The 14,703-nt window shown below is 56.6% G+C and carries 14 protein-coding genes; 5 read left to right on the top strand and 9 right to left on the bottom strand.

What is annotated here, in order from left to right; all coding sequences use genetic code 11:
* Positions 1-60: 60 nt before the first annotated feature.
* Both Mag101_RS10850 and Mag101_RS10845 read right to left on the bottom strand, forming a co-directional pair.
* A complete protein-coding gene (locus Mag101_RS10850) occupies positions 61-1,473 on the bottom strand; it encodes an ATP-binding protein (RefSeq protein ID WP_077404668.1) in 1,413 nt (470 codons plus the stop codon).
* A gap of 3 nt (positions 1,474-1,476) precedes the next feature.
* Positions 1,477-2,184, bottom strand: a complete 708-nt coding sequence (locus Mag101_RS10845) for a response regulator transcription factor (RefSeq protein WP_077404665.1) — start codon at positions 2,182-2,184, stop codon at positions 1,477-1,479.
* 254 nt (positions 2,185-2,438) lie between these two features.
* Here Mag101_RS10845 and Mag101_RS10840 point away from each other — a divergent pair, with 254 nt between their 5' ends.
* The 3 genes from Mag101_RS10840 to Mag101_RS10830 all read left to right on the top strand — a co-directional run bounded on the left by Mag101_RS10840 (position 2,439) and on the right by Mag101_RS10830 (position 4,187).
* Positions 2,439-2,957 (top strand): Spy/CpxP family protein refolding chaperone, encoded by a 519-nt coding sequence (locus Mag101_RS10840; RefSeq protein WP_198039974.1) that lies wholly within the window; start codon positions 2,439-2,441, stop codon positions 2,955-2,957.
* A gap of 269 nt (positions 2,958-3,226) precedes the next feature.
* A complete protein-coding gene (gene fldB, locus Mag101_RS10835) occupies positions 3,227-3,778 on the top strand; it encodes a flavodoxin FldB (protein ID WP_077404660.1) in 552 nt (183 codons plus the stop codon).
* A gap of 7 nt (positions 3,779-3,785) precedes the next feature.
* Positions 3,786-4,187: a hypothetical protein gene (locus tag Mag101_RS10830; RefSeq protein WP_077404657.1), complete on the top strand. Its 402-nt coding sequence runs from the start codon at positions 3,786-3,788 to the stop codon at positions 4,185-4,187.
* Positions 4,188-4,227: 40 nt separating this feature from the next.
* On the opposite strand, the gene dapE is transcribed toward Mag101_RS10830, so the two are convergent.
* From dapE to map, 7 genes are all read right to left on the bottom strand, one after another.
* A complete protein-coding gene (dapE, locus tag Mag101_RS10825) occupies positions 4,228-5,355 on the bottom strand; it encodes a succinyl-diaminopimelate desuccinylase (protein WP_077404654.1) in 1,128 nt (375 codons plus the stop codon).
* Positions 5,356-5,458: 103 nt separating this feature from the next.
* Entirely contained in the window at positions 5,459-6,490 is a 1,032-nt protein-coding gene (gene dapD, locus Mag101_RS10820) for a 2,3,4,5-tetrahydropyridine-2,6-dicarboxylate N-succinyltransferase (RefSeq protein ID WP_077404651.1), read from the bottom strand.
* 52 nt (positions 6,491-6,542) lie between these two features.
* The gene (locus Mag101_RS10815) at positions 6,543-6,887 is read right to left on the bottom strand and encodes an ArsC family reductase (protein ID WP_077404648.1); all 345 of its coding nucleotides are present in this window, start codon (positions 6,885-6,887) and stop codon (positions 6,543-6,545) included.
* Positions 6,888-6,923: 36 nt separating this feature from the next.
* Positions 6,924-7,604 carry an endonuclease III gene (nth, locus tag Mag101_RS10810; protein WP_198039973.1) on the bottom strand — a complete coding sequence of 227 codons (681 nt, stop codon included), beginning with the start codon at positions 7,602-7,604 and terminating at the stop codon, positions 6,924-6,926.
* 9 nt (positions 7,605-7,613) lie between these two features.
* Positions 7,614-8,789, bottom strand: a complete 1,176-nt coding sequence (gene dapC / locus Mag101_RS10805) for a succinyldiaminopimelate transaminase (protein ID WP_077404644.1) — start codon at positions 8,787-8,789, stop codon at positions 7,614-7,616.
* 71 nt (positions 8,790-8,860) lie between these two features.
* Positions 8,861-11,596, bottom strand: coding sequence for a [protein-PII] uridylyltransferase (locus Mag101_RS10800; RefSeq protein ID WP_077404641.1), 2,736 nt, complete (start codon positions 11,594-11,596; stop codon positions 8,861-8,863).
* 61 nt (positions 11,597-11,657) lie between these two features.
* Positions 11,658-12,428 carry a type I methionyl aminopeptidase gene (map, locus tag Mag101_RS10795; protein ID WP_077404638.1) on the bottom strand — a complete coding sequence of 257 codons (771 nt, stop codon included), beginning with the start codon at positions 12,426-12,428 and terminating at the stop codon, positions 11,658-11,660.
* A 529-nt stretch (positions 12,429-12,957) separates the two neighbouring features.
* Here map and rpsB point away from each other — a divergent pair.
* Positions 12,958-13,707, top strand: a complete 750-nt coding sequence (gene rpsB / locus Mag101_RS10790; RefSeq protein ID WP_077404636.1) for a 30S ribosomal protein S2 — start codon at positions 12,958-12,960, stop codon at positions 13,705-13,707.
* A gap of 132 nt (positions 13,708-13,839) precedes the next feature.
* Positions 13,840-14,703 carry a translation elongation factor Ts gene (tsf, locus tag Mag101_RS10785; RefSeq protein WP_077404633.1) on the top strand — a complete coding sequence of 288 codons (864 nt, stop codon included), beginning with the start codon at positions 13,840-13,842 and terminating at the stop codon, positions 14,701-14,703.

Below are 14,703 nucleotides of genomic sequence, written 5' to 3'. Positions count from 1 at the left end.
TTAGAATTGCGGTTCGCCAGTCATGGTCTGACGCGAATATTTTCCTGGCAGAGACTGTATTTAGAAACCGCTGTCTAAGGTGGGCAGGGTGATTTTCACCGTCAAGCCGCCGTACTCGGCATTGAATGCCTCAATATTACCCTGATGCTGGGCCACGGTGCGCTGCGCGATGGCGAGTCCCAAGCCAAACCCTCCACTCTCGCGACTGCGTGCCTCGTCGGTGCGATAAAAGGGGCGGAAGATCGCTTCCAGCTCGGATGCGGGCACGCCATTGCCGGAGTCGGTGACCTGAATTTGACAGTGGCCCTGCGCGGCGGTGTCGCTAGCCTGCGCAGTTGTTCTCGCCGGAATGCCGGTTACGGTCACCGTGGCATGACCACCTTGGGGGCTGTATTTAATGGCGTTACGCAGAATGTTTTCGAGGGCAGCAGTGAGCGAACTGCCGCGTGTGGCTACTAATAGCTCCGTGTCATCGAGATGCAGATTGATGAAGACCTGCTTGTGATGCGCCTCATCTTTGAGCTCGTCGCACAGGGCCGAGAGTAGGCTGTTGATTTCCACCACGTCGTCCAATGGACGTTGGTTGTCGCCACTGACAGGGAGGGAAAGTATGTCGGCAATGATGTCTTCCAGGTAGTCCGCAGCTTTGCCTATTTTGTCCAATTCTGGATCCAGGGCCTGGACATGTTTTTGCCGGGCAATGGCGAGCGCTACCTGGAGGCGTGCGAGCGGCGAGCGTAACTCGTGGGAAACATCCTTGATGAGCCGACGCTGCTCGGCCATCGACTCCTGCAGTTGTGCCGTCATCGAGTCGAAATCAGCTGCCAGCTCACCCAGTTCGCGGCCGTGGCCGTGTAGCGAGGGTGTCACGCGGTAGCTGAGGTCGCCCGCCGCCACTCGCCGTGTTGCCACGCGCAGGTTGTCGAGAGGCTTGCTCAGATAGCGTGCCAGCAGATAGCAGGCGATTCCGGAAGCCAGCGTGGCAAGTACCAGGATTGGCCAGAAGCTACGCAGGATAAATCGCAGTACGAGCTCTTCTTTGCTTTTGCCTGCCATGAATACCACGCGCAGAGTTTCGCCTCCACGTCGCTGCACGAAAAAACCGATACTGGGTTTTTTATCCACGAGTCCGCGGGTTTCGCGGTTACGGTAATTCAGGGTGGCAAAAAGAGGGGCCATGTTTCGTGGGATGGGACGCTGCAGTACTTCCTGGCCGAACTCGTCGATGGCATATATGCGTTGTTGGATCTCTTTCGGTTGTTGTCCCAGCCAGTGATCAAAGTGCTCTGTGCCATGTCGGCGGGTCATGCGCAGGTTATGGGTCACTTCCCGGAATAGCTCAACGCCTTCCCAGCGATCCTGCTGGGCGGGGTCGCCAAATTCGCGGATATGGGTGATGTAAACCGCAGCCAATACCATAATGACTGCGGTCAACCAGGCCCCGAAAAAGATTCGTCCAAACAGGCTGCGCATGGTTTAACCCTGGGAGCGGGTGAGCATGTATCCCGCTCCACGGATATTGATGATTAGATCGCGGCTGGCTCCCTGTTCGCTGAGCTTCTTGCGGATATTGCTGACGTGCACATCGATCGAGCGGTCGTAGGGCATTAATTTTCGTCCCAGTGCCTGCTCGGTGATAATTTCTTTGCTGACAACCTGGCCGGCATTTTCCACTAATACCTTGAGCACTGAGAATTCCGCACCGGTCAGGTTGACCGGTTGTTCGTTCCACTGGCACTGGTGCTCTCGGGGCAGCAGGCGCAGAGGTCCACTGCTGAGTACATCGTCACTGGCTTCTTTTTCTCCCCCGCGCCCGCGCCGCAATATGGCACGCAGTCGTGCCGCCAGTTCACGTGGATTGCAGGGTTTGGGTAGGTAGTCGTCGGCGCCCATTTCCAGACCCACGATGCGGTCAACGGTGTCGCCTTTTGCTGTCAGCATTACCACCGGCAGGGAGTGCCCCGGGTTATTCGCATCCTCGCGCAGCTTGCGCAGTACCTCAAAACCGTTGTGCACGGGCAGCATCACATCCAGTACCAGAGCGTCAAAGGCCTCGCTGCGAGCCAGCTCCAGGCCGCTGCCGCCGTCATTGGCGACGGTCACCTGAAACCCTTCACCTACCAGAAACTCTTCGAGTAGATCGGTGAGTTCAATATCGTCGTCGACCAGCAGGATATGGCTCATGGGGCGGTGTCTCTTTACTTGCGCGCGGGCGCTGAATTACCGGAGGAATTATATGCATACTGCCGGGGCTCGTCGGGAAATGGTATCCCGTGTTTTACCGTTCTTAACAAATGTTTACCTGCTTTATCCCCTATTTACACTGCTCGAGCCTAGTATGCACCTACCGACTCGGGAAACACGCAAACTCACAGGCCAACCGATTAAGCCGAAATCCAAGTTTGCCTTACAGCACAGCGAAATTTGAGGAATCGAATATGAAACATCTCGTTATAAACAAATGGAAAGCTCTGGCCGGTACTGTGATTGTCGGCAGCGCACTGGCGACCTCTGGAATGGTCATGGCGTTCCCTGAGGGTGGTAAAGGATACGGCTACCACAAGGCAAGCCATCACAAGGGTGGCGACCACCACGAGCGCATGTTTGAGCGGCTGGCGGAAAAGCTGGAGCTGACCGAAGGCCAGAAGGCGCAGGTGAAGGCGAATCGTGATGCGGGTAAAGCGGCGCGCGAGGCGGATCGCAAGGCAATGCACGACGTCCGCAAGCAACTGAAAGAAGCCATCGAATCCGGTGCAGATCAAGCCACACTGAACGGCCTGGGCGCCAAGCTCGGTGAGCTGGAAGTCCGCAAGATGCAACACAGAGCCGAGATGCGCAAACAGTTCGAGGCGATTCTCACGGATGACCAGAAGGCCAAAATGGAGCAAATGAAGGCCGAACGCAAAGCCCGCTGGGAGCAGCGCAAAGAGCGTCGTGCGAGCAAGCAGTCAGACTAAGCGCTTCGCCTCCCTCAGTTTTCAGTCAGTCATACTCTCTCGCTGTTGGACTTATCGGTCCCCCAGCATTGGACTTGCCGGCCACAACCCCAACCGCCGGCGGAGTCCTCATCCTGATGCCCCTGTCTTGCAGGGGCTTTTTTTTGCCTGAGAATGTGCCTCCAAGATTGTCTCTGCGCCTTGCTGAACCCGGCTATTGTTGGGAAAATGCCCGCCCCATAGACGCCCGCCCAAGCGGCAGGGTGGTTTTGAGTAGTTGAGGAGACACTGTGAGTAAGATCGGCCTGTTTTACGGTAGCGACGAGGGCAATACCGAAGGGGTGGCCCAGAGAATCGCCGCGCGCCTGGGAGAGGACCGGGTAGACATCCACGATATCGCGGATGTCACACAGTTGGAGATCGCCCACTACGCGCAGCTGATCCTGGGCATCCCAACCTGGGATTTCGGCCAGATCCAGTCTGACTGGGAAGACTTTTGGGAAGATGTCCAGGAGATCGACTTCTCCGGTAAGACTGTAGCGCTGTTTGGCCTTGGCGATCAGTTTGGCTACGGCGACTATTTCCTGGATGCCATGGGTATGTTGCACGATGTCATCGTTGCCAACGGAGCCACTGTGATCGGCTACTGGTCTACGGAAGGGTATGAGTTCGAAGCATCCAAGGCTGAAATCCCTGGGCAAAAGCTGTTTATGGGGCTGGCCATTGACGAGGATCAGCAGGAAGAGCTGACCGGCGGGCGCCTGAATGAATGGTGTCAGCAGATTGCCGTCGAGTTTGATCTGGAGGGTGGTGCCGAGAGCGTCGCCCAACTCGAGGACTGACAGGTCAATGGATCATTCCGAAATGGCGAAGCCATCTGACTCCGGCACGCTCGCACTGCAAGATTTCTGGCCGTGGCTCTCTGATCACTGCAACTGTATTCTGCGTGCCGGTACACCGGACGTCATCATGTACGATCACGATGACTTCCACTGGCGTTTCACCCAGGAAAATCCGCGCACGCTGCTGGTTCAGCTGGTACGTGGCAAGCGTCTCATCGGCGAGGTGTTTATTGAGCCGGACCTGGTTTCCGCCGTTCGGATGACTCCGGGCGATAAAGATGAAGTGATTTTTGACCTGATGGCCGAAGCGGATGGCGAGGAGCAGGTGATGTATTACTTTGTAATGGCTCACGGCTACGACGGTCATGCGGAGCCGGAACCTACCGTGCGGCACGGCAGGTTGCATTAACTTCTTGCCGAAGTCTCTAAACCTGCCGGGCCGACTGTAATCAGGCCAGTAGGCCGCGCAAGACTTCCCGGTACATATCTTTTACCAGATCTAAATCTTCCGCTTTTACGCACTCATCCACTTTGTGGATGGTGGCATTCACTGGGCCCAGCTCCACAACCTGTGCACCCGTTGGCGCAATAAAGCGGCCATCGGATGTGCCGCCGGCAGTAGACAGTTGGGTTTCTCGCCCGGTTACTTTGCGAATCGCAGCCTGCGCGGATTCTACCAGCGGACCGGCGGCGGTCAGGAAGGGCTGTCCACTCAGGTTGAAGTTGGCGTCATATTTGAGCCCGTGCTTATCGAAAATAGCGCGGGCGCGGCTTTCCAGTTCTTCCGCGGTGTTTTCGGTAGAAAAGCGCCAGTTGCAAACAACCTTCACTTCGCCAGGAATCACGTTGGTAGCGCCGGTGCCGCCGTTGATATTGGAAACCTGGAAACTGGTGGCCGGGAAGAAATCATTGCCCTGATCCCACTCTTCGCCAGCGAGCTCTGCCAGTGCTGGGGCCAGCTTGTGTACCGGGTTTTCTGCCAGGTGTGGGTAGGCCACATGGCCCTGAATACCGAACACAGTCAGCTCCAGACCCAGCGAACCGCGGCGGCCGTTTTTGATAACGTCACCGGCGAGCGCGGTACTGGATGGCTCGCCCACCAGGCACCAGTCGATTTTCTCGTTGCGTTGTTCCAGCCACTCCACCACTTTCACGGTGCCGTGTTTTGCGGGGCCTTCTTCGTCGCTGGTAATCAATAAAGCGATGCGACCTTTGTGGTCAGGGTGTGCGGCAACAAACTCTTCACAGGCCACTACCATGGCGGCGAGAGAACCTTTCATATCGGCGGCGCCACGGCCGTAGAGCATACCGTCGACGATTTGTGGCTCGAATGGCGGGATCTTCCAATTTTCTTCCGGACCGGTGGGGACTACGTCGGTGTGGCCGGCGAAGGCAAATAGTGGGCCTTCTTCGCCGCGCACAGACCAGAAGTTGTCGGTATCACCGAAGCGCAGGTGTTCGGTTTTGAAGCCAATTTTTTCCAGGCGTTCCAGCATGAGCTGCATGCAGCCGGCATCTTCGGGAGTTACTGAACGGCGACTAATCAGGTCGCAGGTTAATTGTACTGTCGGGGTCATAGGGTGCTTCTAGCTCCGAGATATGTGGAGCGTTGTTCCTGTATTTGGGCGGGCGGCTGCCGTCACTCCGAGGGAGGTCCGGCAGCAGCCAGAGCGAGACAAATTAGTTGCTGTGCAACTCCGCGTTCAGCTCAACGGCACTTTTGTTGGTCAGGCACTCAACCGCACCGGTCGCTGAGTTGCGACGGAACAGCAGGTCAGACTTGCCCGCGAGGTCGCGTGCTTTTACTGATTCGGCAACCTCGCCTTTGTCATCGAGCACGGCAACCTTTGTGCCGGAAGTGATGTACAGGCCAGACTCGATCGTGCAGCGGTCACCCAGTGGAATACCGGTGCCGGCGTTGGCGCCGAGCAGACAGCCTTCGCCCAGGGAGATCACGATATTGCCGCCGCCGGACAGGGTGCCCATGGTGGAGCTGCCGCCGCCGAGGTCAGAGCCGGCACCAACGAATACGCCGGCAGAAATACGGCCTTCGATCATGCCCGGGCCTTCGGTGCCCGCATTAAAGTTTACAAAACCTTCGTGCATGATGGTGGTGCCTTCACCTAGGTAAGCACCCAGACGTACGCGTGCGGTGTGAGCGATGCGTACACCAGTCGGCACCACGTAGTTGGTCATTTTCGGGAACTTGTCTACGCAGGAAACTTCCAGCAGTTCGCCTTTGACGCGCGCTTCCAGTTGGCGCTGGGGAAGCTCTGCGAGATCGATTGCCCCCTGATTGGTCCAGGCCACGTTGGCCAGCTGGCCGAAGATACCGTCCAGCTTGGTGCCGTGCGGCTTTACCAGTCGGTGAGACAGCAGGTGCAGCTTCAGGTAGGACTCGGGCACGGACTGCGGGGCGTCGTCACTGTGCAGTACCACCGCAACCAGAGGGCGCTGGCTGCTGGCGAATTGACGCAGAATAGCTGCCTGCTCCTTGGCACCGGCACTTGCCAGGCATTCTGCGAGTGGCTGCAGTTGCGCTTCTTCCAGAGCAATCGCGACATTGCCGCCTTCGATATCGAGGGTGTTGGTTACCGCCTTGGCGATATCGTCGGACGGATTTAGCAGAGGCTGCGGGAAGTAGACTTCCAGCCACTCGTCCTTGCTGTTGCAGGTGCCAATGCCGAAGCCAATGCTGTACACGTTGCTCATGATAGTTTCCTTGTACTGAGTCTGATTTTTTTGTGGATGAGGTGCGATGCGCTTATTTGGCGATGCTGGCGTAGGTGTCGGCCTTGAAGCCAAACAGGATGTCGCCGCCCTTGGTGAGGACCGGACGTTTGATTAACGTCGGTGTCTCGTTTGCCAGAGCCGCTGCGCTGGTGTTATCCATAGCGTCTTTCTGCGCATCATCTAAGGCACGCCAGCTGGTGGAGCGGCGATTCAGTACCTGCTCCCAGCCGAATTGTTCCAGCCAGCTTGTCAGGGGTACTGTGTTCATACCGTCTTCACGGAAGTCGTGGAAGCGATATTCCACTGCATTTTGCTCGAGCCATTTGCGGGCTTTCTTTACGGTGTCACAATTTTTAATGCCGTACAGGGTAATCATTTCAAATCCTGTGTTTGTCGCGCCGAACCCGATGGATCAGGCCTTCTTGGTTTTTTTGGGGTGTTTTCTCGACGGATAGCAGGTGGTGCAAATTTCACACACAGTGCCGTCGCAGCCGCGCGCGGAGCAGAACTCGCGGCCGTAAAAAATGATCTGCAGGTGCAGCTTGTTCCATTTTTCCCGTGGGAAAACCCGCTTCAGGTCTTTCTCTGTCTGCGTCACATTTTTGCCGGAGGTCAGGCCCCAGCGCTGGGCTAGACGGTGAATGTGGGTGTCTACCGGGAATGCGGGGTGCCCAAAGGATTGGGCCATCACCACGCTGGCAGTTTTGTGGCCTACACCGGGAAGCGTCTCCAGTGCGGCCATATTTTCCGGGACCTGGCCGTGATATTCGTTGACCAAAATTTCTGACAGTTTCTGGATCGCTTTGGACTTTTGCGGCGACAGACCGCAGGGGCGAATGACTGCCTGTATTTTCTCGACCGGCACCTTGGCCATGTCATAGGGATTGTCTGCCAGCTCCCACAGGGCGGGGGTAATTTGGTTTACGCGTTCATCGGTGCACTGGGCGGAGAGCAATACCGCCACCAGCAGGGAGTAGGCATCGAAGTGATCAAGAGGGACCGGGGTTTCCGGGTACAGCTCTTCCAGCCGCTGGAGAATAAAATCTACGCGCTCTTGTTTGAGCAGGTTTTTGGCTGTCATGACATCGCTCATGGGTGCTTCTTACTGGCAAAACGTGCGGATGCGTTGCGCCGCTTCAATACATTCATCCAGGGTGGCGACCAGTGCCATGCGGACATATTCCGCCCCCGGGTTTATCCCGTTACTCTCGCGGGCCAAGTAGGCACCGGGCAACACGGTGATGTGTTGTTGGCGGAAGAGCTCCCGTGCGAAGGCCTCTCCGTCGCCCACACGCGGCCACAGGTAAAAGCTGGCGTGGGGTTTTTGTACATCGATACAACCGTCGAGAATATCCAGCACTGCATCAAACTTTTGTCGATACAGATCGCGATTTTCTTTTACGTGCTGTTCGTCTTGCCATGCGGCAATTGAGGCGTATTGGGTTGGCACCGGCATGGCGCAGCCGTGATAGGTGCGGTACAGCAGGAACTGCTCCAGAATCTTGCCATCGCCGGCGACAAAACCAGAGCGCAAGCCGGGCAGGTTGGAGCGTTTCGACAGACTGTGGAATACCACACAGCGCTGGTAATCGTCTCGCCCGAGTTCCGCGCAAGCTTGCAGGAGGCCGGCGGGAGGGGTTGCCTCATCGAAATAGAGTTCTGAGTAGCATTCGTCGGATGCGATGATGAAGTCATAGCGGTCGGCGAGCGCAATAAGCTGCTTTAAATCCTCCAGTGCCAGAAGGGCGCCGGTTGGATTACCGGGCGTGCACAGGTAAAGCAGGCTGCAATCCTGCCAGACACTTTCGGGTACGGAAGCAAAGTCTGGTTTGAATGCGTTTTCCGCCGTGCAGTTTATGAAATAGGGCGAGGCTCCGGCCAGAAACGCGGCGCCTTCGTATATCTGGTAGAAGGGGTTCGGCATCAGCACCTTGGAACCCGGCGTTACCACCGCCTGGGCGAAGGCAAACAGGGCCTCTCGTGTACCGTTTACCGGTATCACCTCGGTTTCTGCGTTCAGGGAAGAAAGCTTGAAACGGTTGCGCAGCCAGTTGGCAATGGTTTCACGCAATGCTGGCAAGCCCTTGGTGACCGGGTAGTTGGCCAGCGTTGCCAGGTTGTCAATCAGCTCGTCGCGAACAAAGGCGGGGGGCGTGTGCTTGGGCTCACCAATGGACAACGGGATATGGCCAAGCGTGGCCGGGGCTTCGATACCCTCTTTTAGCCTCGCAAGTTTGGCGAATGGGTATGGCTGCAGCTGGGACAAGTTTGGATTCATATTATCGGTCTGTTTACAGAGCTAATTCCTTGCTGATCCGGCGTCGGATCGGTTCCTTGCCATCGCCACCCTCAGGGTTGCGGTGGCAATGTCGCCTGATGAGCATCCAGTTCCTGACAAATGGCCTGTTGCAGCGTTTCGATGAGCGCGTTGTCGGCCAGAGGTTGGTCCTCGCTGTCGGTGATGTGGAAGATATCTTCCACCCGTTCACCAAGGGTGGAAATCTTCGCATTGTGCAGGCGCAGATCATGGGTAATGAAGATCCGCGCGATGCGCGCGAGTAGTCCGGGTCGGTCAGCGCTGGTGATCTCGAGCGTACTGTAGGTGTCGCCGGGCTCGGTGGAAATGTGGGCCTGGCTGGCCAGGTGGAACATTTTCAGGCGGCGGGGTGTTCGCCGTTTGATGACCTTGGAGTAATCCTCTACCAGCTTGAGCTCTTCCTGCAGGGTGTTGCGAATCTGTTCGAGGCGATGGGGTTCGTCCAGCAGGGGCTGGCCCGATTCATCCAGCACGTAAAAAGTGTCCAGTGTGTAGCCGGCGGCGGAGCTGTACAGGCGCGCGTCGTGAATGTTCAGGTTGAGCATGTCCAGACCGGTTACCACAGCGGCAAATACGTTGGGTCGGTCGGGCGTGTACACAAACACTTCAGTGGCACCGTCGTGCTCGCCGGGGCCGGAGTTGCGGGTAAGGACTAGGGTATCGCTGTCTTCGTCCCGCTCCGGGTCCTTTTGCAGTTGATAAATCGCCGCGGTGTGCCAGGTGATACTGTCGGCGCTTTCGCGTACGAAGTAGTCCTCACCCATTTCACACCAGATGTCTTCCACGGAGTTACTTGGAATACCCATGGCACGCAGCATGTTGCGTGCCTGAGCCTGAGTCTCTTCGTAAATCTCGTCGCGGTCGATGGGGTTTTCCAGTCCGCGGCGCAGGGCGCGCTGGGTGTATTGGTAGAGCTGGCGCATCAGGCTCGCGCGCCAGCTGTTCCACAGGTCCGGATTTGTCGCGTTGATGTCTGCAACTGTCAGCGCGTAGAGGTAGTCCAGATGTTCGCGATCGCCGACTTCAGCGGCGAAACTGTGCACCACCTCCGGGTCGGTAATGTCCTGCTTTTGCGACACCGCACTCATCAGCAGGTGCTTTTCTACCAGCCAGCACACCAGGCGTCGGTCACGCGCTGAGAGGTCGTGCCGGCGGCAGAAGGCGTCTGCGTCGGCGACCCCCAGTTTGGAGTGGTCGCCGCCGCGACCTTTGGCAATATCGTGGTAGAGGCCCGCGATATACAGCAGCTCGGGTTTGCGCATGCGCGAGAGTATCTCTGCGGCCAGGGGGAATTTTTCCCAGGCCTCTTTGCTGCGGAAGCTGCGCATGTTGCGCACGACCTGCAGTGTATGTGCGTCGACCGTGTAGATGTGGAACAGGTCGTGCTGCATTTGCCCGGTGACCCGGCCAAATTCTGGCAGGTAGCGGCCGAGAATGCCGTAGCGTGTCATCCGTGTGAGCTGTTTGGAGAGGCCGCGAGGGCTGCGCACCAGCTGCATAAATAGTTGTGCATTGACCGGGTCAGCGCGGAAGCGGTCGTCGATCAGGTGTCGATGTTCGCGAATTAAGCGGATAGTGGATGCACGCACACCGTCGATCTGCGGGTTTTCCGCCATCAACACAAATATTTCCAGCAGCGCGGAAGGATATTCGGTAAAGGTGCGAGTGACCGCGGCTTCGATGGTATTGCCACGTAGCTGGAAGCGCTCATTGATGGGCGTAACCGGCAGGTGCTTGCCGCGCTGCAGGATTACCTCGTCCAGGAATTGCAGCAATACATCGTTCAGTTCCCGCAGCGCCATCACGATGCGGTAGTAGGTGTGCATGAACTGCTCCACCGCAAGGTGGGTGTCGTTGTCCTTGTAGCCAAATTCGCGGGCGAGTTCGCGCTGGTAATCGAACAGCAGGCGCTCCTCGGGGCGTCCCGCCAGCAGGTGGAGGCCGTAGCGCACACGCCACAGGAAGTCTTCGCCGGATTGCAGGATGGCGAACTCTTCTTCGGTGAAGAAGCCTTTACCTTGAAGTTGTTTGAGGGTGCGTACCTGGAAGTAGCGTTTGGCTACCCAGTTGATGGTCTGGATATCCCGCAGTCCGCCGGGGGCATTTTTGATGTTGGGCTCGAGGTTGTACTCGGCTCCCTGCTGCTTGCTGTGGCGGGCTTGCTGTTCGGCGTATTTGGCGCTGAAGAATTTATCCGCGGGCCACAGGCATTCCGGGGTCATTCGCTTGGCCAGCGCTTCGTGTAGCGCCGGATTGCCGACGACCGTGCGGCACTCCATCAGATTGGTGGCGACGGTAATATCTTCCTCCGCCATTTCGATGCAGTCATCGATGCTTCGCACGGAGTGACCGATATCGAGTTTCAAATCCCACAGGAACGCCACGAGCCGTTCAATATTGTCGACGACGGTGGCGCTGGGTTTTTCCGTGGTCAGGATCAGCAGGTCAATGTCCGACCGAGGATGCAGTTCGCCGCGTCCATAACCGCCTACGGCGAGCAGGCTAATGGTCTCGGGCCACTGGTACTGGTACCAGGCGTAATGCAGCAGACAGTCGACGAAGAGCGCGCGCTCGTACACCAGAGTGCGGACATCCTCGCCCTCACGGAAGCGCCGTGCCATATGGGTGTCCGCGGCGCCGACCGCATCTTTGAAGATTTCCAGCAGTGGGCGTGCGCCCTCCGCGAGATCCCGCCGGAAGCGGGACTGGTCGAAAAAGAACAGGGGTTTTTCAAAGTGCGGTATTTCAGCCAGCTGCGGAGAGTTCATGTGCGAGGAATCCGTTTAACCCTGTTGATGCCTTACCTTGGGGAAAATCTGTGCCGCTGCGTCAAAAAGACTCTTCTTTACGCGCGGTGAATACTTCCACGCCATCGCTGGTTACAGCCATGGTGTGTTCCCACTGTGCGGACAGGCGGCGGTCGACGGTGACAGCGGTCCAGCCATCGCGCAAAACGCGGCTGCCTGGCTTGCCGGCGTTTATCATAGGTTCGATGGTAAAGGTCATGCCTTCTTCCAGCACCTGGCCGGTACCGGGCTTGCCGTAGTGCAGAACTTGCGGGTCTTCGTGGAACACATCGCCGATACCGTGGCCGCAGAAGTCTTTCACCACGGAGTAATAATTTTTCTCTGCGTGTTGCTGGATCACGTGGCCAATGTCCCCGAGAGTCGTGCCGGGTTTTACGATCTCGATGGCCTTGTACAGGCACTCCTGAGTCACCTTGACCAGGCGCTCGGCGTGGGCTGCGGGTTTACCGACGAAATACATCTTGGAGGTGTCGCCATACCAGCCGTCTTTGATGACCGTGACATCAATATTAATGATGTCGCCCTTTTTCAGGACCTTGGAGTCTGAGGGGATGCCGTGACAGATCACTTCGTTGACCGAGGTGCAGATAGACTTGGGGAAACCGCGATAGCCGAGGCAGGCGGGGATGGCGTCCTGCACATTGACGATGTAGTCATGACAACGGCGATCCAACTCTTCTGTGGTGACACCCGGAACCACGTATTCACCGATCATCTCCAATACTTCCGCAGCCAGGCGGCCGGCGGTGCGCATTTTGGCGATTTGTTCGGGTGTCTTTACAGGATTGGTCATGAATCTTTCCAGGGTGTTTGTAGCAGTTTGTGGCAATTTTGGCGCCAGTTCGACGCTAAAATAGGGCGGCGTCGACCATATATTTCCTAGTGCTTCCATTGTCGCAGGCCACTCGGGTTGCGCTGCAACAGGGCGGGCTGATCTAGGTTCAGCCTAGAAGCGGCGCGATATTGTAGCGGAATTACAGGTGTGGGGCATTAGGTGACCCAGTGGCCGTTAATTGTGCGTGTGACCTGATACACCTTGGTAGCCACTTTTGTGGCGCCAGTCACACTTCCCGCTGTCCCAGTTATATGGTATAAAGCGCGCCGCTTTGGGCAGTGCCTGAAGTGAAACTAAACAAAGAGTGGTGAGTTTCGCTGCTCTTAACAAACGCCGCACATATACCGGCACATTCACCTGGGTGTCTTTGAGTGACCTAACGTGCTCTCAAGGATTGGTAAATGGGGTATATGGAGGATAAAACCCGGGAAGCATTCGATCCTTTTAATCTGGTCGTCTGCCTCCGCTATTGAATTTGAGGTTTATTATGCCGCAAGTCAGCATGCGCGATATGCTGCAGGCTGGTGTCCATTTTGGTCACCAGACTCGCTACTGGAACCCGAAGATGGGTGAATACATCTTTGGTGCTCGCAACAAGATTCACATCATCAACCTGGAGCACACTGTTCCGGCCTTCAACGAAGCTCTGCAAGTCATCAAAGGCATGGCTGCACAGAAGAAGAAGATCCTTTTTGTTGGCACCAAGCGCGCAGCGCAGAAGTCCATCAAAGAGCAGGCCGAGCGTGCAGGTCAGCCTTACGTCAGCAACCGCTGGCTGGGTGGTATGCTCACCAACTACAAAACCATTCGCGCTTCCATCAAGCGTTTCCGCGATCTTGAAGCGCAGTCTCAGGACGGTACCTTCGAGAAGCTGACCAAGAAAGAAGCTCTGATGCGCACCCGTACCATGGAGAAGCTTGAGCGCTCCATCGGTGGTATCAAAGACATGGGTGGTCTGCCGGACGTACTGTTCGTGATCGACGTTGAGCACGAGCGTATCGCCATTCAAGAAGCCAACAAGCTGGGTATCCCTGTTATCGGTATCGTTGATACCAACAGCAGCCCGGAAGGTGTTGACTACGTAATCCCTGGTAACGACGACGCCATCCGCGCGATCAAGCTGTACACCACTGCGGTAGCAGACGCTGTACTGGCTGGTACTGCGGAAGCTGGTGGCGCTGCTGCTCAGAGCGAATACGTAGAAGCTAACGACAATCAGCAGGCTGCGGACTCCTAATTCGGGGTTGTCGCTGCAGGCTACTGGCGGTGTAACAGTTTTTAGTTACGCTGCAGGGAAAAGGGGCCATCTATCCGGCCCCTTTTTTTCAAATCCAACAAAGAATTTGAATCTGAACCCGAGGATTGAATCATGGCGATTACTGCGTCAATGGTAAAAGAACTGCGCGAGCGCACCGGGCTGCCGATGATGGAGTGCAAAAAGGCACTGACCGCGGCCGATGGTGACATCGAAAAAGCGATTGAAGATCTGCGCAAGGCGTCTGGCCTGAAGGCCGCTAAGAAAGCAGGTCGAACCGCTGCTGACGGCGTTGTTGCTGCAAAAGTTGCAGAAGGCGGCAGCTACGGTGTTCTGGTAGAAGTAAACTCCGAGACTGACTTCGTTGCACGCGACGAAAACTTCCAGGCATTCGTTGCCAAAGTGGTTGATAAGGCATTCGCGGATCGTCAGGCGGACGTTGCTGCGCTGATGGAAGGTGAGCTGGAAAATGCTCGTGAAGCGCTGGTACAGAAGATCGGCGAGAACATCGGTGTGCGTCGTATCGAGCTGGTGGAAGCGCCGGTGGTTGGTGCTTACGTTCACTCCAACAACCGTATTGCTGCGATCGTTGCTCTGAGCGGCGGCGACGTTGAAACTGCGCGCGATATTGCCATGCACGTAACTGCGGTTAATCCGCAGGTTGTTAAGCCGGAAGATATGCCGTCTGACGTGCTGGAGAAAGAGAAGGACATCATCAAGGCTCAGCCGGATATGGAAGGCAAGCCTGCCGAGATCGTAGAGAAGATGATGGGTGGTCGTATCAAGAAGTTCCTGAAAGAGAACAGCTTGGTAGAGCAGCCTTTTGTTAAGAATCCTGACGTTACTGTAGCCAAGTTGGCGAAAGACGCTGGTGGCGACGTATCCAGCTTCCTGCGTTTCGAAGTTGGTGAAGGTATCGAGAAGGAAGAAGTGGATTTCGCAGCGGAAGTAGCCGCTCAGGTGAAATCCAGCTCTTGA

The organism is Microbulbifer agarilyticus (assembly GCF_001999945.1).
Classification (GTDB): Bacteria; Pseudomonadota; Gammaproteobacteria; order Pseudomonadales; family Cellvibrionaceae; genus Microbulbifer; species Microbulbifer agarilyticus_A.
The sequence above is the reverse complement of the archived record's forward strand: the minus strand, read 5'-3'. Positions and strand labels throughout refer to the sequence as shown.

What these genes read in the sequence shown, in the direction of transcription:
- Mag101_RS10850 (WP_077404668.1), bottom strand. Translation starts at nt 1,473, where the DNA reads ATGCGCAGCCTGTTTGGACGAATCTTTTTCGGGGCCTGGTTGACCGCA.
- Mag101_RS10845 (WP_077404665.1), bottom strand. Translation starts at nt 2,184, where the DNA reads ATGAGCCATATCCTGCTGGTCGACGACGATATTGAACTCACCGATCTA.
- Mag101_RS10840 (WP_198039974.1), top strand. Translation starts at nt 2,439, where the DNA reads ATGAAACATCTCGTTATAAACAAATGGAAAGCTCTGGCCGGTACTGTG.
- Mag101_RS10830 (WP_077404657.1), top strand. Translation starts at nt 3,786, where the DNA reads ATGGATCATTCCGAAATGGCGAAGCCATCTGACTCCGGCACGCTCGCA.
- dapE (WP_077404654.1), bottom strand. Translation starts at nt 5,355, where the DNA reads ATGACCCCGACAGTACAATTAACCTGCGACCTGATTAGTCGCCGTTCA.
- dapD (WP_077404651.1), bottom strand. Translation starts at nt 6,490, where the DNA reads ATGAGCAACGTGTACAGCATTGGCTTCGGCATTGGCACCTGCAACAGC.
- Mag101_RS10815 (WP_077404648.1), bottom strand. Translation starts at nt 6,887, where the DNA reads ATGATTACCCTGTACGGCATTAAAAATTGTGACACCGTAAAGAAAGCC.
- nth (WP_198039973.1), bottom strand. Translation starts at nt 7,604, where the DNA reads ATGAGCGATGTCATGACAGCCAAAAACCTGCTCAAACAAGAGCGCGTA.
- dapC (WP_077404644.1), bottom strand. Translation starts at nt 8,789, where the DNA reads ATGAATCCAAACTTGTCCCAGCTGCAGCCATACCCATTCGCCAAACTT.
- Mag101_RS10800 (WP_077404641.1), bottom strand. Translation starts at nt 11,596, where the DNA reads ATGAACTCTCCGCAGCTGGCTGAAATACCGCACTTTGAAAAACCCCTG.
- map (WP_077404638.1), bottom strand. Translation starts at nt 12,428, where the DNA reads ATGACCAATCCTGTAAAGACACCCGAACAAATCGCCAAAATGCGCACC.
- rpsB (WP_077404636.1), top strand. Translation starts at nt 12,958, where the DNA reads ATGCCGCAAGTCAGCATGCGCGATATGCTGCAGGCTGGTGTCCATTTT.
- tsf (WP_077404633.1), top strand. Translation starts at nt 13,840, where the DNA reads ATGGCGATTACTGCGTCAATGGTAAAAGAACTGCGCGAGCGCACCGGG.